We start from the raw sequence: 19956 nt of genomic DNA on the forward strand, positions 1-19956 counted from the left end.
CCCGGGCCGCCCCCCCGGGGGGGGGGGGCGGGGTCCCCCCCCCCCCCCCCCCCCCCCCCCCCCCCCCCCCCCCCCCCCCCCCCCCCCCCCCGGGCGGGGGGGGGCCCCCCCCCCCCCCCCCCCGCTTCTTCGTGCTACCGGCTACCGGTCAGCCGGTGCTCCGACTACTGGCACTTCTTGCCGGAGTTGATGCAGTTGGCGATGGTGGTCGCCAGGTTGTTCTTGAAGACCGCGATGAAGTCGTCGTGGTCGGTCGCCGACTTGTGCAGCTGCTCCGGGAAGCCGTCCACCGCGTAGGCGTTCTTCACCTGGCCGTTGACGATGCTCGGGGGCGTGACGTTGTAGACCAGACGCATCGTCAGCTGGGGGATCGCCTTGAAGCCGTTCCCGCAGACACCGCTCGCCGGGTCCGCGAACGCGACGTGCGTGCGGTGGTTGGCGCTGTCGATGTTCGTGCCGTCCCAGCAGCTCTGGAAGGCGAAGGTGCGGACCACCTGGCTGCCCTGCGGGCAGATCGGGTACTGCTCGGTCAGCTGGACCTTGTTCTCGAAGCCGGTGCAGCTCCAGTGCGCGTTGGCGTTGGCCAGACCGTTGGTCGTGGTCTTGGCGTCACCGGTGATGATGCGCAGGAACTGCGGCATCGCGGTGACCTTGCTGGCCGGGGAGCCGACGTACTTGATCTGCGCCTGGACCGGGGTCAGGATCTTGCCGACGTTGCCCTCGGTGCCACCGCCGGCCGCGTTCTGGTCGAAGTCCTGCGAACCGTCCTGCTCACGGACGACCGGCCAGTAGTACGCCGACAGGTCGCTCTGGTTCTGGCAGCTGGTCTGGTCCGCGATCAGCGTGTCGTTGGTCGCGAACGCGTCGACCTTCTGGTTGCCGACGTAGTCGTGCAGGTGGTGCGCGCCGTTGGTCACGCCGGGCGCCACGATCACGTTGTCGGTGTTGTGGTTCTTGTTCGCGTTCACACCGCACTTGGTGGTGAAGGAACCGGTCGACGCCTGCTGGCCGTTCTGCGGCTTGCCCTGGACGTTCGCGGCGACCTTCGTGATGTCCACGAAGTCCGCGGCGGTCGGGCCGTTGCCGGCCTGTCCACCGATGCCCACGTCGACCGGGGTGCTCGCGCTGGCGCTCGGGGCGGCGGTGGCCTGGCCGCCGCCGTTGTTCTGACCGCCGTTGTTCTGGCCGCCGTTGTTGTTCTGGCCGTTGTTGTTGTTCCCGCGGCCACCGTTGTTGCCCCGGCCACCGCCGGCGGTGGTCTGGTTCGCGGTCTGCGTGGTGCAGGCCGCGAGCTGCGCCAGCGAGCTGTTGAACTGCCCGCCGACCCGCGTGATGTCGAGCCGGATCCGGTCGATCGTGGCCGCCCGCTTCTCCTTCAGGGGGCCGACGATCGCGTTCTGCACGAAGTTGGCGTCGTTCGCCTGCGCCTGGCGCGTGGAGGCGAGCCGGGAGTAGGCCTCGGTGATCTGCTTGTCGAGGTTGGCCAGCTCCGTCGCCACCCCCTGCTTGGCCTTGGCCGGCACGCTCGTCAGCTTCTGGCCGACGTCCGGGCAGGCGATGGTCGCGACCGTGGCGGCAGCGGCTTTGGTGTAGTTCTGGGCAGAGTTGTTCGACTCGTGAGCCGAAGCGTTCATCTGTGCCCAGAGCAGCCCGCCCCCGCCAAGCGCTATGGCCGCCGATGCGGCAATGGCCTTGACGGCCAGCGGCGAACGGCGTTTGCGTATGTTGCGTCCCATGGAACTCCTCAGACCTTCCTTGCGGGGCGGCATCGAGGCGCCCGACAGGAGTGAAGCGGCGCCTTCTCATACGCACCTCATCTCAGAGGTGTTCAGCCGCCTCACAAATTCATCAGAGTTTTGTTACGCACTTGCGGCACAACTGCCGTTTGAGCTGCGGAAGTTCCGGGAAAATCAGCGATCGCGGTCCAGGTAGGCCAGCACTGCCAGGACGCGCCGATTGTCGTCGTCCGACACCTCAAGTCCGAGTTTGGTGAAGATGTTGGAGGTGTGCTTGGCGATGGCCCGTTCCGTGACCACGAGCTGCGCGGCGATCGCCGCGTTCGAACGGCCCTGCGCCATCAGCTCCATGACCTCCAGCTCGCGCGCCGTCAGGCCGCCGAGCGGCCGGTCGTCCGCCCGCCGGGACAGCAGCTGCTGGATCACCTGCGGGTCCATGGCCGTACCGCCGGCCGCGACCCGCCGTACCGCGTCCACGAACTGCTCCGCGTCGAACACCCGGTCCTTCAGCAGATAACCGACCCCGCCACTGCCGTCGGCCAGCAGCTCCCGCGCGTACAGCTGCTCCACGTGCTGGGAGAGCACCAGCACCGGCAGCCCCGGCCGGTCCCGCCGCGCCCTGAGCGCGCACTGCAGCCCCTCGTCGGTGTGCGTCGGCGGCAGCCGTACGTCCACCACGGCCACGTCCGGCTCCAGCTCGGCCAGCGCCCGGGTGAGTTCGGGGCCGGACTCGACGGCGGCGGCGATCTCGAAGCCGTAGGCCTCAAGCAGCCGGACCAGCCCATCCCGGAGAAGGAACAGGTCTTCGGCTAGGACAACACGCACGGGATCTCCATGGTGACCATGGTGGGACCGCCCGCGGGGCTGCTGACGGCCAGGACGCCGTCGAATGTACCCAGCCGCCGCTCGACCCCCGCGAGCCCCGACCCGGCGCCGATCACCGCGCCGCCCCGGCCGTGGTCGGTGACCGTCGCACGCAGCATGCCGTCACTGTGGTGCAGATCCACCCAGATCCGGTCGGCGCCGGAGTGCTTCACCGCGTTGGTGAGCACCTCGCTCACCGCGAAGTACGCGGCCGACTCCACCGGCGCGTCCGCCCGGCCCGGCAGCTCCACCGTCACCTCCGTCGGCACCGGCAGCCGCAGCGCCAGCGCCCGTACGGCGTCACCCAGCCCGCGCTCGGCCAGCACCGGCGGATGGATCCCCCGGACCAGGTCCCGCAGCTCGCCCAGGGCCTCCACGGACGCCTGCCGGGTCTGGGCGAGAAGCCGCTTGGCCTGCTCCGGATCCCGGTCCATGAGCATCTCGACGGTCCCGAGATCCATGCCCATAGCCACCAGCCGCGCCTGCGCCCCGTCGTGCAGGTCCCGCTCGATCCGGCGCAGCTCGGCCGCCGAGGTGTCCACGGCGTCCTTGCGGGTCTCGGTCAGCACCCGTACCCGCTCCACGAGTTCGCCCTTGCCCGGGTCGAGGACGGCGGCGGTGAGCCGGAAGTGGGCGGTGAGGAGGGCCGGGACGTAACGGAAGGCGACGACCAGGACGACGGCGCCGAGCGCGGCGGCGGCCAGCGCGGTCGGCTGGTCACTGACCGGCACGAACCCGTACCAGTACGTCTCCCCGTCCGCGAGCACCCGCCACAGCCCGGCCGCCAACGCGAACCCCTCGACCGGGTAGACCAGCAGCACCGCCGGCAGCAGCGCGGTCATGAACCCGGCCGTCATGTCCACCGGCAGCCACAGCAGATCCCGCCAGACCTGCCGGTCCTGGATCATCACCAGCGTCCTGGTCCACGGGTTGGCGCCCTCCGGGACCGCCCGGTACCCCGACCGGATCCGCACCCCGCACCACTCGTACGCGAGCCGCCGCCGCACGTCCGCCACGTCCCGCACCCCGCCCAGGACCCACGGCGTGGTGACCACCCCGACGCCGATCGGGATCAGCGCGAGGGAGACGGCGGTCAGCGTGAAACAGAGCACCGAGACCGGCAGGACCACCAGCGCCAGCACCAGCCCCCGCACGGCGGCCGGCAACACCTCCCGCGCTCGCACGCGAAAGCCGCCACCGTTCTTGTTCGTCGTCATGGCGCCAGTCTGTCCGACCGTCCCGGCGGCGGTCACTGGCCCGAAGCCCCATGTCAGGGGGTGGTGCCAGGTACACCCCGGGGACGTGAAGCGCCCCCGAAGGGGCGCGGGGCCGTGCCAGACATGCGGCTCCGCCGCGTGGGCGCGACCAGCCCCCACCGGCCCGCACACTCATCACAACCCACCCCTCGAAACCCCCAACACCCGCGCCTCGACCTCCGGGTCCAGCCCCGGCGCCGTACGATCCGCCCGCACCGGCCCCGCACCCCCGACCTCCCGCAGCCAGCGCCACGTGTCGGCCACCGTCTCCTCCGCCGGCCGGCACACCAGCCCCGAGGCCAGCGCCCGCGACACGTCCGCGCGGTGCACACCGTCGTACGACTCGCTGCCCTGCGGCACCCACACCGGCAGCTGGGTCCACGGCTCGATACCGGCCGCGAGGATCGGCTCCGGGTCCGTCCAGCGCAGCTCGGCGTCCGAGCCGGTGACCCGCCGGCAGGCCTCAAGGAGTCCGCCCATCGTGGTGATGCCGCGCGGGCCGATCAGGTTGTACGGCCCGGACAGGCCCCGCTCCACCGCGCCGAGGGTCCACTCGGCGAGGTCGCGGGCGTCCACGAACTGGACGGGCAGCTCGCGGGGGCCCGGCGCCAGCACCGGGCCCCCGCGAGCGATCCGGTTCAGCCACCACGGCAGCCGGCCGACGTTCTCGTACGGCCCGAGGATCAGCCCGGCGCGTACGAGGACCGAGCCGTCCGGACCGAAGGACTCGACGGCGGCCAGCTCACCGCCCCGCTTGTCCTGGGGGTACTCGGTCCGCTCCGCGTCCGCCGCGGCCCCCGTCACCAGGGTCGCCTCCTCGGTGTAACCGGCCGGGCGCGGCCACGCGTACACCGAGAGGCTCGACACGTACGCGTACCGTCCGGCGCGGCCCCGCAGCAGCCGTGCCGCCTCCCGTACCGCCCGGGGCGCGGCCGACCAGGTGTCCACGACCGCGTCCCACTCGGTGCCGTCGTCGAGGGCGGCGAGGCCCCCGGGCGCGGTGCGGTCGCCGTGCAGCGACCGCACCCCGGGCGTGGGCCGGTTGCGTCCCCGGTTGAGGACGGTCACCTCCCAGCCGCGCCCGAGCGCCGCCTCGACGACCGACCGTCCCACGAACTCCGTACCGCCCAGCACAAGAAGTCTCATGCCGGTGATCGTGCCCGGCCGCGGCGCCCGGGGGAACGGGACTCTGCCGAGGGCAGAGCGGGTTCCTCAGCGGCCGGTCGGCGGGGTGTACTTGTAGCCGACCCGGCGCACCGTCTGGATCGCCTTGCGGTGCTCCGCGCCCAGCTTGCGGCGCAGCCGGGCGACATGGACGTCGACCGTGCGGCCGTCGCCGACATGGCCGTAGCCCCAGACCGTGGTGACCAGCTGGTCGCGGGTGTGCACCCGGTTCGGGTGCGTCACCAGATGGGCGAGGAGCTCGAACTCCAGGTAGGTGAGGTCGAGTTCGCGCCCGTCGACCTGGGCGGTGCGCTGCGCGGTGTCGACGGTGACGAGCGGCCGCGGGCCGCCCTGCCCGGCCGCCGGGTCCGGCGCGGCGGCCGGCTCCGGGCGGTCCGGGACGGCGACCGGCAGGAACGGCGGCTGCTGGTCCGCCGGGACCAGCACCAGGTAGCCGATCATCGGCGGCTGGCCCGGCAGGGTGGGCAGGGTGTGCTGCGGGGCGGGCAGCCAGGTGGCGCCCGGCGGCAGCAGGTCCGTCATGTCCACGACCTCGTCCCGGTCGACGGCACGCAGCCGGTGCCGGGCCGGTGAGGAGGCGAGGGCGGGAGCGGGGGAGAGAGAACGAGTGGTCGCCATGAGACGTCAGCTCTTTCGCGCGAGGAGTTCGTCGGTCGGGACGACGGCCGCGATTCGTGGTCGGGCGCGCCGGGGACGTACTGCGTTCCGCGCTGGCCGAAGGCCGGGGTGTACGGCTTTAGAGGGCCCGCGCGTTCATCGCGCGGCAACACACCCGGTCGAAGTCGTGGTGCTGACGGGAAGGCCAGAACGGCTCCAGGTCATGGCGACCCGTCGCGGTGTCCTTCTGGAAGCTGGCCATGGGCCCATTGAAGCAGACACAGCCCCGAAACAGGACCCTCCTCTCACTGCTTGGACGCCTCCTTGGCGAGATGTTGACGCCGCTTGCCCGGCCGGACGGACCGGCGGCGGTGCGGACGTGCTCACGGGCATGCGGAAGGGGCGCCCACCGCACGCGGTGGGCGCCCCTTCTGACGAACTGTCCGCGGATCAGACCTGGTCGGCCTTCTCCAGGGCGGAGCAGCAGGTGTCGACGATCAGCCGCGTCACGACGTACGGGTCGACGTTGGCGTTCGGGCGGCGGTCCTCGATGTAGCCCTTGCCGTCCTTCTCGACCTGCCACGGGATACGCACCGAGGCACCGCGGTTGGACACGCCGTAGGAGTACTCGTTCCACGGGGCGGTCTCGTGCAGACCGGTCAGGCGGTCGTCGATGCCGGCGCCGTAGTTCTTGACGTGGTCCAGCGGCTTGGAGCCCTCACCGAGCGACTCGCACGCGGTGATGATCGCGTCGTAGCCCTCGCGCATCGCCTTGGTGGAGAAGTTGGTGTGCGCGCCGGCGCCGTTCCAGTCGCCCTTGACCGGCTTGGGGTCGAGGGTGGCGGAGACGCCGAAGTCCTCGGCGGTGCGGTAGAGCAGCCAGCGGGCCACCCACAGGTGGTCGGAGACGTCCAGCGGGGAGACCGGGCCGACCTGGAACTCCCACTGGCCGGGCATGACCTCGGCGTTGATGCCGGAGATCGCGAGGCCCGCCTTCAGGCAGTTGTCCAGGTGCGCCTCGACGATCTCGCGGCCGAAGATCTCGTCGGCGCCGACGCCGCAGTAGTAGCCGCCCTGGGGGGCCGGGAAGCCGCCCTCGGGGAAGCCCAGCGGGCGGGAGCCGTCGAAGAAGGTGTACTCCTGCTCGATGCCGAAGATCGGCTCCTGCGCGGCGAACTTCTCCGCGACCTCGGTCAGCGCGGCACGCGTGTTGGAGGAGTGCGGGGTCATGTCGATGTCCAGGACCTCGCACAGGACGAGGATGTCGTCACCGCCGCGGATCGGGTCCGGGCAGGTGAAGACCGGCTTCAGCACACGGTCCGAGGAGTGCCCCTCGGCCTGGTTCGTGGACGACCCGTCGAAGCCCCAGATCGGCAGCGTGTCGAGACCGGCGGGAGCACCCGCGATGATCTTCGTCTTCGAACGCAGCTTGGCCGTCGGCTCGGTGCCGTCGATCCAGATGTACTCAGCCTTGAAGGTCACGGGCCACATCCTTCGGGGTGGGTCGGGCGCACATGCGGGTGCTGCGGCGCTACGGCACTGGGGCGCCAGCGTTGATGTGCGCGAGCCTGTCAACAGGCGATTTCCCGATCATTGCTCGAATGTGAACCCCGTGTTACCTGGCGGTTCTGTGGCACGACTCACGTTGTGGGGCCGGTACGGGCGGGGTACGGAGCCCATTTCGGACGCCGTCCCGCGTCCGAGCGCGGCGGTCGCCGGCTTTCCCTCCGTGAAAGCCGGCGACCGTGCCTCGGCGTGTGGTTCGGGTCAGCCGACCTTCTCGATCACGGCGCGGCGGATCAGGAACTTGCCGGGTTCCCGGACCTGTTCGAAGGCCGCGTTGTTGAGCAGGACGCAGCTGCCGGAGACCGAGGTGACCTTCACCGTCGTGGACTTGTTGTTGTCCAGGTTGGTGACCTTCAGCGTGGTTCCCGCCGGGAACTGGTTGCTGGAGGCGGCCGGGGCGCCGGCCTCGCCGGAGAGCGTGACGGTCGAGCCCTTGCAGACCTGCTGACCGGCGGCGGCACCCCCGGTGTTGCCCGTGTTACCGGTGGCCGCGCTCTTCGAGGGCGCCGGCGTGGCCGCCTGCTGCCCGGTCTGACCGGTCTGGCCCGTCTGCGTCCCGTTCGCCGCCTGGGAGCCCTGAGCCGACTCCCCAACGACGCAACCGGACGCCTTCTGCTGGACCTTGATCTGGTCGATGACCGCCTGCCGGTTGGCGATCCGGGCCGCCGACTGGGCGTCCGGGTTCGCCTGTTGCCCGGCGATGAACTTCTCGTTGTTGCCGAGGGCCGTGGCCAGCCCCGAGCAGACGGTCGAGTCCGCGGCCGACGACAGTGTCCTGGCGTTCTGCGGGGTCTGCGCGGCGTTCGAGGTGGACGCCAGGGCGAAGGCCCCGCCGCCCGCCACCGCGGCGGCGCTGACCAGCAGTGCGACCTTCTTCTTTGCGCTGAGTGTTCTCCTACGCGACATGCGCGCCTCCTGAGGAAGTGGGGGAGCGTACGTCGGTAGGTACGAGATATCGAACGGCGTTACTCAGCGGTTACCGGAGTTGCCGAAGTAACCTGTGTCACACCTGTGTTGAGGATTGTTCAGCTCTGTTTCCTGGCCAGCGCTTCCCGTACGGCGTCGTCGGTGCGGGCGACGAGCGCCGTCCCGTCGTCGGCGGTGATGATCGGCCGCTGGATGAGCCGCGGGTGCTCGGCGAGGGCCGCGATCCACCGGTCCCGCGATGCCGCGTCCCGCGCCCACTCCTTCACCCCCAGCTCCTTCGCCACCGCCTCCTGGGTGCGGGTGATGTCCCACGGCTCCAGCCCGAGCCGTTCGAGTACGGCCCTGATCTCGTCCTCGCCCGGCACGTCCTCCAGATAGCGGCGGACGGTGTAGTCGGCCCCCTCGGCGTCCAGCAGGCCGATCGCGCTACGGCACTTCGAGCAGGCGGGATTGATCCAGATCTCCATGCGCACGACGGTACGCGAGCCGCTGTCCGAAGCCGCTCTGTTCGATTTGGGGGAGTGTCGTGGGAGTTTCCCCGAGTCCATCCCGCCCCAGTCGAAATACCCTTTCCCACCTGGGCTGTTCAGTGTCTCGCGGGCTGTCTCGTTGTCAGTGGTGGCCGGTACACTGGAAGCAGTGTTCGAGAGAGTCGCCGGGGCGTCCGGAGGCTCTCCGTCCGCGACAGGAGGATGCCCGTGCCCGCTGCCGCACTGAAGCCGAAGCCGTTGCCGACCCAGTCCACCGCCAAGCGCGCCGTCCTGCTCGACTCGCCCTACGCGCCGGCGGAGAAGCGCCCGCTGCCGGCCGGGCGGCCACGCGAGTGGTATGTCACGCACAACCGCCGCCTCAAGGCCATGCGCCTCGCCATCGCCCTGCTCGACTCCGGCGTCTACCTGCCCAACCAGGCGCGCAACGAGACGATACGGAGCACCGCGCAGGACATCGGCATCCACCCGCCGTCGGACACGACGTGCCACATGGTGCGGGCCCTGATGCGCTACTCCCGCTGAACCGCAGACGCCGGGTGCCGCACACTCGCACGGCACCCGGCGTCCGGCACCCTTGCGGGGCTCAGCCGAGTCCCTGCCGGCCCACCCGGCGTCCCTGCCGGGCTCGCCCGCGCCCTTGCGGGGTTCAGCCGAGTCCCTGTCGGCCCACCTGGGGTCCCTGCCGGGCTCGCCCGCGCCCTGCCGGGCTCGCCCGCGCCCTGCCGGGCTCGCCCGCGCCCCGCCGGTCCCACCCGCGCCCCGCCGTGCTCAGCCGCGCCCCGCCGTGCTCAGCCGCCCCCCCCGCCATGCTCAGCCGCTCAACTCCCGTTCCAGTGGCGTTCGGAACCGTGGTGTGACCTTTGTGGTTCCCAGCCAGCCGCGCAACCGTGCCGCCGCGTCCGCGACCGCCTCCTCGGCGTCCCGGCGTACGCCGGGATCGAGGAACCGCCAGACGATCTCCCCGTCGGTCCGCTGGGCCCACCCGCCGACGACGCGCCCGTTCCACCACACCGTCGGCCCCACGTTGCCGCTGCGGTCGAAGAGCGGTGGGCGCAGTTCCGGCGCCAGGTACCAGTCGCGTTGCCGCCAGGCCATCGCCGTCGGGTCGAGGCCGGGCAGGAGGGCGGCCCAGGGTTCCGGCGGGGCGACGACCGGCGCGAGGTCGTCGGCGGCGACGTAGCCGGTGGTGCCGTCGTCCAGGGACACCGGCCGGGCGCCGACGGCCGCCAGGGTCCGGCGGACCTCGGTCACCCGCCACCCCGTCCACCACTGGAGGTCCGCCTCCGTGGCCGGGCCGCAGCTGGCCAGCCAGCGGTTCAGCAGGACGGCCCGGGCCTCGGCCGGGTCCGTCTCCGGATGCTCCGGCGCCACCGCCCAGCGGAACTGGCTCGACGTCCACGAGCCCAGCGGCCGGCCCCGCACCACCTTGCCCTCGACGCCCAGGACCCGCAGCAGGCGGGTCGAGACGGTGTGCACCCCCTCGTAGCTCCGGCCCGCCGCGTAGGCGAACTGCTCGCGCAGGCGCGGTTCGTCCGCGGCCAGCTCCGCCGCCGTCGCCTGGCCGCGCCGGGCCAGCGCGGCCAGCGCCGACGTCTCGACCTCCGCCAGCCAGGCCGCGTCCGGGGCACCGGCCGTGGCCATGTCCTTCAGCAGGGCGGCCCGCTCCCGGGCGGCCACGGTCAGGCCCGTCGAGGCGTGCACGACCGCGGTGAGGTCCGCCGGGAACACGAACACCGTGTGCCGCATGCCGTGCATCCGCACCAGCGTGCGGTCCGTGTACAGCGCGCGCTCCGTCTCCGGCACGGTCTTCGCCGGGTCGGCCAGCCGCGCCCCCACCGCCAGGTGCACCGTCGCCGGGTCCGAGCCGTGCAGGGCGACCAGCGAGTCCGCGACCTCCTCCGGACCCGCCGCCCGCGCCGGACCCGCCAGCCGGTGGCGCACCGCCAGCCGGGCCCGCCGCTCCGCCACCCCGATGTGCCGCTCCGCGCCGCCCATACCGACCTCCAGACCCCCGCGAGACCCCCGTGGACTCCCGTACCGCATCCTGCCCGACGCCTCTGACAGTCACCTGTTCGCCGGACTCGACATGCGGACGCCCCCGTCTCTCCCGTTCACTGCGATCAGCAGGTGACGGAGGGAGCAGTCGACCGAGGGGAGCGCAGCGTGACCACACCCGCCGACCGGGCCGCCCGCGGCAGGGCCGCCCGGAAACGCGCCCCCCGCTCCACGCACGCCTTCTGGCTGCCGTCCGTCGACCGGCCCGACCCCGTCACCGTCCTGGAACGGCAGGGCCGCGACCGGGTGCCCGAGCTGCTGCCCATCCGGTACGGGAGGATGGCGGCCTCGCCGTTCGCGTTCCTGCGCGGCGCGGCCGCCGTGATGGCGGCGGACCTCGCCGCCCAGCCGAACTCCGGACTCGCCGTGCAGTTGTGCGGCGACGCGCATCTGCTGAACTTCGGGCTGTACGCCTCCCCGGAACGGGCCCTGGTCTTCGATCTCAACGACTTCGACGAGACGTTCCCCGGCCCCTTCGAGTGGGACGTGAAACGGCTCGCCGTCTCCGTCGCCGTCGCCGCCCGCGAGAACGGGCACAGCGATCCGCAGGCCCGGTCCGCGAGCCGGGCGGCGGTGGCCGGGTACCGGACCGCGATGCGGCGGCTGGCGGGCCTCGGCGAGCTGGCCGTCTGGTACGAGCGGATCGACGCCGACGGACTGCTGCCCCTGGTCCGCTCCGCGCGCCGCCGGTGCCGGATCGAGGACAGCCTCACCCGGGCCCGGCGCCGCACCAGCCTGCACGCGCTCGGCACGCTCACCGAGGTGGTCGGCGGCCGGCGCCGCATCATCCAGGACCCGCCGCTGCTCGAACCCGCCGGCGCGTCCGACATGGCCTCGCTGCGCAAGATCTTCAGCGACTACCGCTCCACCCTCGCCGGGGAGCGCCGGCTCCTCCTGGACCGCTACCGCTTCGTCGACGCGGCCCGCAAGGTCGTCGGTGTCGGCAGCGTCGGCACCCGGTGCTTCATCGTCCTGCTGGCCGGCCGGGACGCCGACGACCCGCTCTTCCTGCAGATCAAGGAGGCCCGGACGTCCGTACTGGAGCAGCATCTGCCGAGCGGACCGTACGCTCATCCGGGCCATCGGGTCGTCGCCGGGCAGCGGCTGCTGCAGGCCGCCGCGGACATCTTCCTCGGCTGGATGACCGGCCCCCAGGGCCGCGCCTTCTACTGGCGCCAGTTGCGCGACATGAAGGGCGCCGCGGAGGTCGCCGCCATGGACCCGAAGGGCCTGCGCGCCTACGCCGCCCTGTGCGGTACGACGCTGGCCCGCGCCCACGCCCGCTCCGGCGACCGCATCGCCGTCGCCGCCTACCTGGGCGGCACCGACACCTTCGACCACGCGGTCACCGACTTCGCCCTCGCCTACGCCGACCAGACCGCCACCGACCACGCCACCCTCGACGCGGCCGTCACCGCGGGAATGCTGTCGGCGGCGCGGGGGGTCTGAACAGGCCCCGCCGCCGTGCGGCACCGCCCATCCCGGCGAGATGCCGGACACCGCGCGAGCGGCAGGCCCGCGTGAGGTCTCCGGCACCGACAGCGTGGGCCTGCAAGGGCGCCGGCGGAGGCCGGCTCACCGATGGCGCCGGACTGCGCGGCGTGCCCCCCCGTGCGGCGGCGTCGCCCGCGACACGGCCGCACGGTCTGGCAGGACCGGCCGTTGCGCGGGACCGTCGTGCCGGGACCGGCCGTTGCGCGGGACCGTCGTGCCGGGACCGGCCGTTGCGCGGGACCGTCGCGCTGTGTCCGGGCGGTCGGGGCCCGGTCCTCAGGCACCGGCGTCATCGAGCCGGAGCAGGCCGATCACGTCCGGATCCGCGAGGGCGAGGGCGGCGGCGCGCGCCTCGGGGGCGCTCCGCGCGGACAGGGCCGCTTCCGCGATCTGCGCGCACCGGGCGAAGGAGTGACGGCGCAGGGCGTGACGCACCGCGGGCAGCGCAGGCGCGGACATCGACAGGCTCGTGACACCCAGGCCGGTGAGGGCCAGCGCCATCAGGGGATCGGAGGCCGACTCGCCGCACACCCCGACCGGCTTGTCCGCGGCGGTCCCGGCGCGGGCGACCATCGCCACGAGGTCGAGCACGGCAGGCTGCCACGGGTCCAGCAGGTCGTGCAGGCCGCCGGTGAGACGGTCGGCCGCCATCGTGTACTGGGCGAGGTCGTTCGTGCCGACCGAGACGAAGTCGACCTCGGCGAGGAACGACGCGGCCCGCAGCGCGGCCGCCGGGACCTCGATCATCACCCCGACGGTCTCGACGCCGTGGGCGCGCGCGAGCCGGGCGAAGACACGGGCCTCCTCCGCGGTGGAGACCATCGGAGCCATCACCCGGACCCGGCCGCGATCGGCCGACGGCAGCGCGCGGGTGGCCGCGCCGAGCGCGGCGAGCTGCTCCTCCAGCAGTTCCGGCATCGTGCGGACGAGGCGATGGCCGCGTACACCCAGCGCCGGGTTCTCCTCGGGTTCCTGGCGGGCGAACGCGAGGGGTTTGTCCGCGCCGGCGTCGAGGGTGCGTATCGTCGTCGCGGCACCCCGGGCCGCCGCGAGGGCGCGCGTGTACACCGGGGTCTGCCGGTCGCGCGACGGCGCCCGTACCGCGTCCAGGAAGAGCACCTCGGTGCGGAAGAGCCCCACCCCCTCGGCCGCCGAAGGGCCGAGCTGTTCGATGTCCTCGACGGTGCCGACGTTGGCGAGCAGGGCGACCGGGCGGCCGTCGGCGGTCGCGCCGGGTGCGGTGTCCTCGGCCAGCGCCCGCTCGGTTCGCGCCCGTGCGCGCAGGGAGCCGATCAGGGAGTCGTCCGGGTCCGCCGTGACCGTTCCGGTCGCGGCGTCGACCGCGACGAGGGTCCCCTCGGGGATCAGCGTCACCCCGGCCGCCCGCACGACGCACGGGATGCCGAGCTGCCGGGCGATGATGGCCGTATGCCCCGTGGGACCGCCGGACTCCGTGACCAGGGCGGCCACTCTCGTCAGGTCGAGCGAGGCCGTGTCGGCGGGGGAGAGATCGACGGCACAGACCACGGACGGCTCGCGCAACTCGGGCAGGCCGGGAGCCGGCAGCCCGAGGATCCGGGCGACCGCGTGGTCGCGCACACTCCTCAGGTCGGTCGACCGCTCGGCGAACAGGCCCCCGGCGGCCGAGAGCAGCGCGATGATCTCGCCGACGGCGCCGTCCACGGCGGCGGCCGGTCCCTCCCCCCGGCTGATCCGGGCACTGATCCGGTCGGCCAGATCCGGATCGGCCGCCATGCCGGAGGTGGAGCGCAGCACGTCGCCGAGCGCGCCCGGCGCGCCGGTGGCCCGCCGGAGGAACTCGTCGGCCACCTCGGCCAGCGCCCGCAGGGCGGTTTCCCGCGCGGGCCCGGCGTCCGCGGGGTCGCTCAGCCGCAGCGCGTCCGGCGGGATCAAGGGCGCGGGCCGGACCACGGCGAGCGGGGCGACCGCGGCCGAGCGGCCGACGCCGAGTCCGGACGTCGTACGGGGCTGGTCGGCGGTCGTCATCACTGTCCGTCGAGTTCGGTGGCGAGCAGGGCCGCGAGCCGGTCGAGCGCGGGTCCCGCCGTCTCGTCGTCGGAGGCCAGGACGACCTCCTCCCCCTCCTTGAGGCCCAGGCTCATCAGCATCAGGGTGCTGCTGACCGAGACGGGGTCCCCGCCGCTCCTGCGGATGGTGATCCGGTAGCCGCTCCCGGTCGCCGCGCGGGCGAAGGTGGCGGCCGGTCGGGCGTGCAGCCCCTGCGAGCACAGCACGGTGGCATGGCGTTCCGGCATTTCCGGCTCCTAAGAAATAGAGGGCTCAGCGGTGGAGTACGGGGGTTCGAAACCCACGTCGACCGGCTGCGCGCGGAACCCGTCGAACTCGACGACGGAAACGCTGCAATTGCCGAGCGGTACGACGCCGGAGGCTCCGGCGAGTGTCAGATACGTGACGAGCGTGATGCCGTGACTGACGACGAGGACGTCACCTTCGGGGTGGGCGCGCGTGATCCGTCCGAAGGTGCCGGCGATCCGGGCGAGGTACTCCGCGGCCGGTTCCCCGCCGGGAAGTCCTGGATGCGTTCCGTTGATCACATCCGCAAAGAACTCGCGAGGTTCGACATGGTCGAAGAGTTCGCTCTCGGGGCGGCCGTCCAGTGCGCCGAACGCGTACTCCCGCAGTCCGTCGTCCGTCCTCAGCCGTAGTCCTGCGTGGTGGCGCAGGATCTCCCGGGCGGTGGCCGTCGTCCGTCCGGAGGGGCTCGCCCAGGCCGCGGTGAACCGGACGCCGGCCAGGTGCTCGGCGGTGGCGCGCAGCCGGGGCAGGCCGTCGGGGACCAGGGGCGAGTCGCACCAGCCCTGGAGCCGCCCCGCCGCGTTGTACTCGGTGCGCGCGTGCCGGACGAGGTGCAGTCTCAGTCCCATCGCCGTCCCGCCGGCCGCGCGGGGACGGCCCCCGGTACCGGTTCCGCGCCGCCGAGCACGGCGGCGCGGATCTCGTCCAGGGCCCGCATCACGGCGACGCTCTCGTCGAGCGGCGCGAGCGGGCTCTCCGGCACGCCCTCGCGCAGGCACCGTTCCACCTCCAGAGCCTGGAAGTGCAGGCCGCGGCCGGCTGTCCGCGGTGGGTCGTAGCGGCGCAGGACTCTGCCGGGGCGCCCGGCGTCGTACCGGGTGAAGCCCGTGCCGGTGAACCAGTACGGGTGGAGTTCGATCCAGCCCTCCGTGCCGATCACCGCGGCACTGTTCGGGCCGGGCGTGTCCATGCCGGTGAGGGTGGTGGAGGAGGTTCCGCCGTCGTGCCGCATCCGGACCGACGCGCTCGTGTCGACGCCGTCCGTCGTCGCGGAGCCCGTGGCGGTGATGCGGTGCGGGGCGCCCAGGAGGTGGAAGGCGCACGAGATCCCGTACACCCCGAGGTCGGCGACGGCGCCGCCGCCGAGCGCCGGGTCGTAGTGCCGCCCGGTCGGTGAGTCGTCCAGCCTCTGGAAGTGGTGGGTGACGAGGCTCCTGAGCTCCCCGACCGAGCCGCGGGCCAGTTCGGCGCGGAGTTCGGCGAAGGCCGGCAGGAAGCGGGTCCACATCGCCTCCATCAGGAACACCGAACGGCTCCGCGCCGAGGCGACGAGCCGCTCCGCCTCCGGAGCGTCGGCCGTGAACGACTTCTCCACCAGCACCGCCCGGCCCGCCTCGATCGCGAGGAGCGCGTGCTCGGCGTGGAAGGGCTGCGGAGTGGCGACGTACACGGCGTCCACGTCCGGATCCGTGACGAGGGCCTCGTAGGAACGGTGGGACCGGCCGATCCCGGTCTCCCGCGCGAACCGCGCCGCACGGCCGGGGTCGCGTGCCCCGACCGCCGCGACGCGCAGGCCGGCGGCGGCGAGATCGGCCGCGAAGACACGGGCGATCTTGCCCGCCCCGAGGATCCCCCACTGGACGTCATGTGTTCGCAAGCGCACACTCCCTTGGCCGTCGATTGCCCCTGCGACCGGACGCAGGCACAAAAAAAGACCCGGGAGCGAGTGCCTCACGACAACTCGTCCCAGGTCTTGCCCGGCTGGCGCCGGTCACAATCCGTGCCCCGAACCGTAGCCGCGGCTCCACCGGGAGTCAACGGCGGCCACCGCCGGGTCGTATACGAAGCCGAAACCGGCCCGGCCGCGCAATTGGGTCCGTCGGAAGTCTGGACACCGATAAAACATGCCGTCTACTGTCTCGCCCCAAGACACCTCCAGGTGTCCTGGAAAAGCTGGGATTGTTACTGGACCACAGGCAAAACCCAAGCTGAGATCTGTCCTTCCCCTTCGGGGGAGACGGTCACGGCTTGGGTTTTTTTGTTGCCCGGCACTTCGGTGCGCGGGTCCGGAGACAGCGGGGCTTCGAGGAGGAGCCGTGGCAACAGACAAGTACGCAACGATCGCCGAAGACGTCCTGAGGGGCGTCGGAGGCAAGGACAACGTCAGATCCCTCGCCCACTGCGCGACCCGGCTGCGTTTCGTTCTGGTCGATCCGTCCAAGGCCGACAAGGCCGCCGTGGAGGCGACCAAGGGAGTCATCACCGTCGTCGAGGCGGGCGGCCAGTTCCAGGTCGTCATCGGCAACACGGTGAGCAAGGTGTACGAGGAGGCCGTCGCCCAGGGCGTGGACGGGGGCGGGGGCGGCGCCGGCGGCTCCGGAAACCTGCTCGCGCGGACGATCGACCTCGTCACGAGCATCTTCACCCCCTTCCTGTGGACCCTGGCCGCCGTCGGCCTGCTCAAGGCGTTCCTCGCGGTCGCGGTGAAGATCAGCCCCGGCTTCGGCGCCACGTCGACCTACGCGATCTGGTTCGCGACCGCCGACGCGGTCTTCCAGTTCCTGCCGATCCTGCTGGCCGTCACCGCGGCCAAGCGGTTCAAGGCCAACCAGTTCACGGCGGTCGCCGTCGCCGGCGCCCTGATCTACTCCGCGACCATCGCCGTCATCCCCGGCCCCAAGGGCGTCGCGATGACGCTCCAGGCCTTCGACGCGGCCGGCGGAAAGCTGACCTTCCTCGGCATCCCGGTCGTGATGGTCAACTACCTCTCCGCCGTCATCCCGACCATCCTCGCCGTCTACTTCCAGTCGCAGGTGGAACGCCTGGTGGAACGGGTGGCACCGGCCGTGCTGCGCAACTTCGTCACTCCGCTGGTCACGCTCGCCGTGGTCGTCCCGGTCTCCTACCTCGCCATCGGCCCCGCCTCCACCTGGGTCGGCGACGGCCTCGCCTCCGGCGTCGACCGGCTGTGGGGCCTGGCCCCGTGGGCGGCCGGCGGTGTGCTCGGCGGTCTCTGGCAGGTCTTCGTCCTCTTCGGCGTCCACTGGGCCTTTGTCCCGATCATGGCCCAGCAGCTCGCGACCACGGGCCACTCCGACCTGACGGGTGCGCTGTTCGCCCCGGTGCTGGCGCAGTCGGCCGCGACCTTCGCGGTGTTCCTCAGGACCCGTAACCGCGATCTGAAGGGCGTGGCCGGTCCGGCCGCCGTCTCCGCCTTCCTGGCGGGCATCACCGAGCCGGCGATCTACGGCGTCACCCTGCGGCTCAAGCGTCCGTTCGTCTTCGCCTGCGTCGGCGGCGCGATCGGCGGCGCCGTCGCGGCGGCGGGCGGCTCGGCGGTGGACGGTTTCGTCGTGCCCGGCGCCATCACCGTGACCGCCACTCTGGGCCTCGGCAACTTCGCCCTCCAGCTGATCGGCTGCGCGGTCGCCATGGCCGTGGCCTTCGCCCTGACGCTCGTGTTCGGCTTCAAGGACCTGCCGGTGGCGGACGCGAGGACGGTCACCGGCGACGAGGCGGCGAAGGGCGCGGGAGCCGCCCCCACCGGCACGGCCGCCGAGGACGTGGTCGCCACGCTCCAGACGCCGGTCGCGGGCCGGGTCGTTCCGCTCGCCGAGGTCCCCGACCAGGTGTTCGCCTCCGGGGCGATGGGGCAGGGCCTCGCGGTCGTCCCCAGCGAGGGCAAGGTCTACGCCCCCGTCTCCGGGACCCTCGTGAGCGCCATGCCGCACGCCTTCGGCATCCGTACCGACACCGGGGTGGAAGTCCTCGTCCACATCGGCCTGAACACCGTCGAACTCCAGGGCCGGGGCTTCACCCCCGCCGTCACCCAGGGGCAGCGCCTGAACGCCGGCGACCTGCTCGCCGACGTCGACCTCCAGGTGATCACGGACGCGGGCTACGACCCGATCACCGTGCTGATCGTGACCGACCCCGGCGGTCACAGCGCCGTCGTCCCCACCGCCACCGGCGACGTGGCCCGCCGCCACGCCGCACTCGACCTCATCGGCTGAGGAGCCCCATGACCGACCCGACCACCGCCCACCGCCCCTTCCCCGCGGACTTCCTGTGGGGCGGAGCGACAGCCGCCAACCAGATCGAGGGCGCCCACGACGTCGGCGGCAAGGGCGTCTCCATCCAGGACGTCCTGCCCCGGGGCCTGGCCGGCCCGCGCACCCAGCACCCCACACCCGACAACCTCAAGCTGGAGGCCGTCGACTTCTACCACCGCTACGCCGAGGACATCGCGCTCTTCGCCGAGATGGGGTTCTCCGTCTTCCGCTTCTCCATCGCCTGGAGCCGCATCTTCCCCCACGGCGACGACGAACTGCCCAGCGAGGAGGGGCTGGCCTTCTACGACCGGGTCCTCGACGAACTGGAGAAGCACGGGATCGAGCCCCTGGTCACCATCTCCCACTACGAGACGCCGCTGGCCCTCGCGGAGAAGTACAACGGCTGGGTGAGCCGCGAGCTGATCGGCTTCTACGAGCGGTACGTCCGCGTCCTCTTCGACCGCTACGGCCACCGGGTGAAGTACTGGCTCACCTTCAACGAGATCAACTCGGTGCTGCACGCCCCCTTCATGAGCGGCGGCATCGCGACCCCGAAGGAGGAACTGTCCCGGCGGGACCTCTTCCAGGCCGTCCACCACGAACTCGTCGCCAGCGCGCTGGCCACCAAGATCGCCCACGAGACGGTACCGGGCATCCAGGTGGGCTGCATGGTCATCGCCATGCCCCTCTACCCGCTCACTCCCGACCCCGCCGACGCACTGGCCGTGATGCACGCCGACCACGCCAACCTGATGTTCGGCGACGTCCATGTGCGCGGTGCCTACCCCGGCTACGCCCTGCGCCATCTGCGCGAGAACGGCATCGAGCTCGACATCACCGACGAGGACCGTGAACTCCTCACCCACACCGTCGACTTCGTGTCCTTCAGTTACTACATGAGTATCTGCGAGACCGCCGACCCCGAACGCCGCAAGGCGGGCGAGGGCAACATCATGGGCGGTGTGCCGAACCCGACGCTGCAGGCCAGCGAGTGGGGGTGGCAGATCGACCCGACGGGTCTGCGCATCGTGCTGAACCAGTTCTGGGACCGCTGGCAGAAGCCCCTGTTCATCGTGGAGAACGGCCTCGGGGCCAAGGACGAACTGGTCGTCGTGGACGGCCGGCCGACGGTGCGGGACGACTATCGCGTCGCCTACCTCAACGACCACCTGGTGCAGGTCGGCGAGGCGATCGCCGACGGCGTCCACGTCCTCGGGTACACCACCTGGGGCTGCATCGACCTCGTCAGCGCCAGCACCGCCCAGCTGAGCAAGCGCTACGGCTTCATCTACGTCGACCGCGACGACGACGGCGAGGGCACCCTCGCCCGGTACCGCAAGCAGTCCTTCCACTGGTACACCGACGTCATCCGCAGTCAGGGCGCCACCCTGGAGCGGGGCGACGGGAGCTCCTAGTCCCCGGCACGACCTCGGCACGGCTCAGGGGCGCGGTTTAT

The 19956-nt window shown here is 72.2% G+C and carries 18 protein-coding genes; 4 read left to right on the forward strand and 14 right to left on the reverse strand.

The window, feature by feature from the left end; genetic code table 11:
• Window positions 1-164: 164 nt before the first annotated feature.
• From ACGFZS_RS03565 to ACGFZS_RS03605, 9 genes are all read right to left on the reverse strand, one after another.
• On the reverse strand, window positions 165-1736 hold the full coding sequence (locus ACGFZS_RS03565) for a DUF1996 domain-containing protein (RefSeq protein WP_365680125.1): 1572 nt from the start codon (window positions 1734-1736) through the stop codon (window positions 165-167).
• Between the two features lie 174 nt (window positions 1737-1910).
• On the reverse strand, window positions 1911-2561 hold the full coding sequence (locus ACGFZS_RS03570) for a response regulator transcription factor (RefSeq protein ID WP_359225918.1): 651 nt from the start codon (window positions 2559-2561) through the stop codon (window positions 1911-1913).
• Entirely contained in the window at window positions 2546-3817 is a 1272-nt protein-coding gene (locus tag ACGFZS_RS03575; RefSeq protein ID WP_393793731.1) for a sensor histidine kinase, read from the reverse strand. The genes ACGFZS_RS03570 and ACGFZS_RS03575 overlap by 16 nt, the downstream gene beginning before the upstream one ends.
• Before the next feature lie 174 nt (window positions 3818-3991).
• Window positions 3992-5002: an NAD-dependent epimerase/dehydratase family protein gene (locus tag ACGFZS_RS03580; protein WP_393793732.1), complete on the reverse strand. Its 1011-nt coding sequence runs from the start codon at window positions 5000-5002 to the stop codon at window positions 3992-3994.
• 66 nt (window positions 5003-5068) lie between these two features.
• A complete protein-coding gene (locus tag ACGFZS_RS03585; protein ID WP_355729705.1) occupies window positions 5069-5659 on the reverse strand; it encodes a winged helix-turn-helix domain-containing protein in 591 nt (196 codons plus the stop codon).
• Window positions 5660-5777: 118 nt separating this feature from the next.
• Entirely contained in the window at window positions 5778-5900 is a 123-nt protein-coding gene (locus ACGFZS_RS03590) for a hypothetical protein (RefSeq protein ID WP_355729704.1), read from the reverse strand.
• 188 nt (window positions 5901-6088) lie between these two features.
• On the reverse strand, window positions 6089-7120 hold the full coding sequence (glnII, locus tag ACGFZS_RS03595) for a glutamine synthetase (RefSeq protein WP_393793733.1): 1032 nt from the start codon (window positions 7118-7120) through the stop codon (window positions 6089-6091).
• Between the two features lie 285 nt (window positions 7121-7405).
• On the reverse strand, window positions 7406-8110 hold the full coding sequence (locus ACGFZS_RS03600) for a hypothetical protein (RefSeq protein ID WP_393793734.1): 705 nt from the start codon (window positions 8108-8110) through the stop codon (window positions 7406-7408).
• A gap of 119 nt (window positions 8111-8229) precedes the next feature.
• On the reverse strand, window positions 8230-8598 hold the full coding sequence (locus tag ACGFZS_RS03605) for an arsenate reductase family protein (protein WP_393793735.1): 369 nt from the start codon (window positions 8596-8598) through the stop codon (window positions 8230-8232).
• Window positions 8599-8829: 231 nt separating this feature from the next.
• Here ACGFZS_RS03605 and ACGFZS_RS03610 point away from each other — a divergent pair, with 231 nt between their 5' ends.
• Window positions 8830-9144, forward strand: a complete 315-nt coding sequence (locus ACGFZS_RS03610) for a hypothetical protein (RefSeq protein ID WP_355729697.1) — start codon at window positions 8830-8832, stop codon at window positions 9142-9144.
• A 288-nt stretch (window positions 9145-9432) separates the two neighbouring features.
• Here ACGFZS_RS03610 and ACGFZS_RS03615 read toward each other — a convergent pair whose 3' ends face one another.
• Complete coding sequence (locus tag ACGFZS_RS03615) at window positions 9433-10617, reverse strand: winged helix DNA-binding domain-containing protein (protein WP_393793736.1); 1185 nt, start codon at window positions 10615-10617, stop codon at window positions 9433-9435.
• Between the two features lie 168 nt (window positions 10618-10785).
• Between ACGFZS_RS03615 and ACGFZS_RS03620 the strand changes: the two genes are divergently transcribed.
• Window positions 10786-12126, forward strand: coding sequence for a DUF2252 domain-containing protein (locus tag ACGFZS_RS03620; RefSeq protein WP_393793737.1), 1341 nt, complete (start codon window positions 10786-10788; stop codon window positions 12124-12126).
• 321 nt (window positions 12127-12447) lie between these two features.
• Here ACGFZS_RS03620 and ACGFZS_RS03625 read toward each other — a convergent pair whose 3' ends face one another.
• The 4 genes from ACGFZS_RS03625 to ACGFZS_RS03640 are packed head-to-tail and all read right to left on the reverse strand — an operon-like array spanning window position 12448 to window position 16105.
• Window positions 12448-14178, reverse strand: a complete 1731-nt coding sequence (locus tag ACGFZS_RS03625) for a phosphoenolpyruvate--protein phosphotransferase (protein WP_393793738.1) — start codon at window positions 14176-14178, stop codon at window positions 12448-12450.
• The gene (locus ACGFZS_RS03630) at window positions 14178-14447 is read right to left on the reverse strand and encodes an HPr family phosphocarrier protein (protein ID WP_365680149.1); all 270 of its coding nucleotides are present in this window, start codon (window positions 14445-14447) and stop codon (window positions 14178-14180) included. Before ACGFZS_RS03630 ends, ACGFZS_RS03625 begins: the two co-directional genes overlap by 1 nt.
• A gap of 9 nt (window positions 14448-14456) precedes the next feature.
• Window positions 14457-15077 carry a histidine phosphatase family protein gene (locus ACGFZS_RS03635; RefSeq protein WP_393793739.1) on the reverse strand — a complete coding sequence of 207 codons (621 nt, stop codon included), beginning with the start codon at window positions 15075-15077 and terminating at the stop codon, window positions 14457-14459.
• Window positions 15068-16105 (reverse strand): Gfo/Idh/MocA family protein, encoded by a 1038-nt coding sequence (locus ACGFZS_RS03640; RefSeq protein WP_393793740.1) that lies wholly within the window; start codon window positions 16103-16105, stop codon window positions 15068-15070. Before ACGFZS_RS03640 ends, ACGFZS_RS03635 begins: the two co-directional genes overlap by 10 nt.
• A 439-nt stretch (window positions 16106-16544) precedes the next feature.
• On the opposite strand from ACGFZS_RS03640, the gene ACGFZS_RS03645 reads away from it, so the two are divergent.
• Both ACGFZS_RS03645 and ACGFZS_RS03650 read left to right on the forward strand, forming a co-directional pair.
• Entirely contained in the window at window positions 16545-18461 is a 1917-nt protein-coding gene (locus tag ACGFZS_RS03645; protein ID WP_393793741.1) for a beta-glucoside-specific PTS transporter subunit IIABC, read from the forward strand.
• Between the two features lie 8 nt (window positions 18462-18469).
• Window positions 18470-19915: a glycoside hydrolase family 1 protein gene (locus ACGFZS_RS03650; RefSeq protein WP_393793742.1), complete on the forward strand. Its 1446-nt coding sequence runs from the start codon at window positions 18470-18472 to the stop codon at window positions 19913-19915.
• Window positions 19916-19956: the final 41 nt, after the last annotated feature.

This window comes from Streptomyces sp. NPDC048288 (assembly GCF_043201555.1).
In the GTDB taxonomy this organism is placed as follows: domain Bacteria; phylum Actinomycetota; class Actinomycetes; order Streptomycetales; family Streptomycetaceae; genus Streptomyces.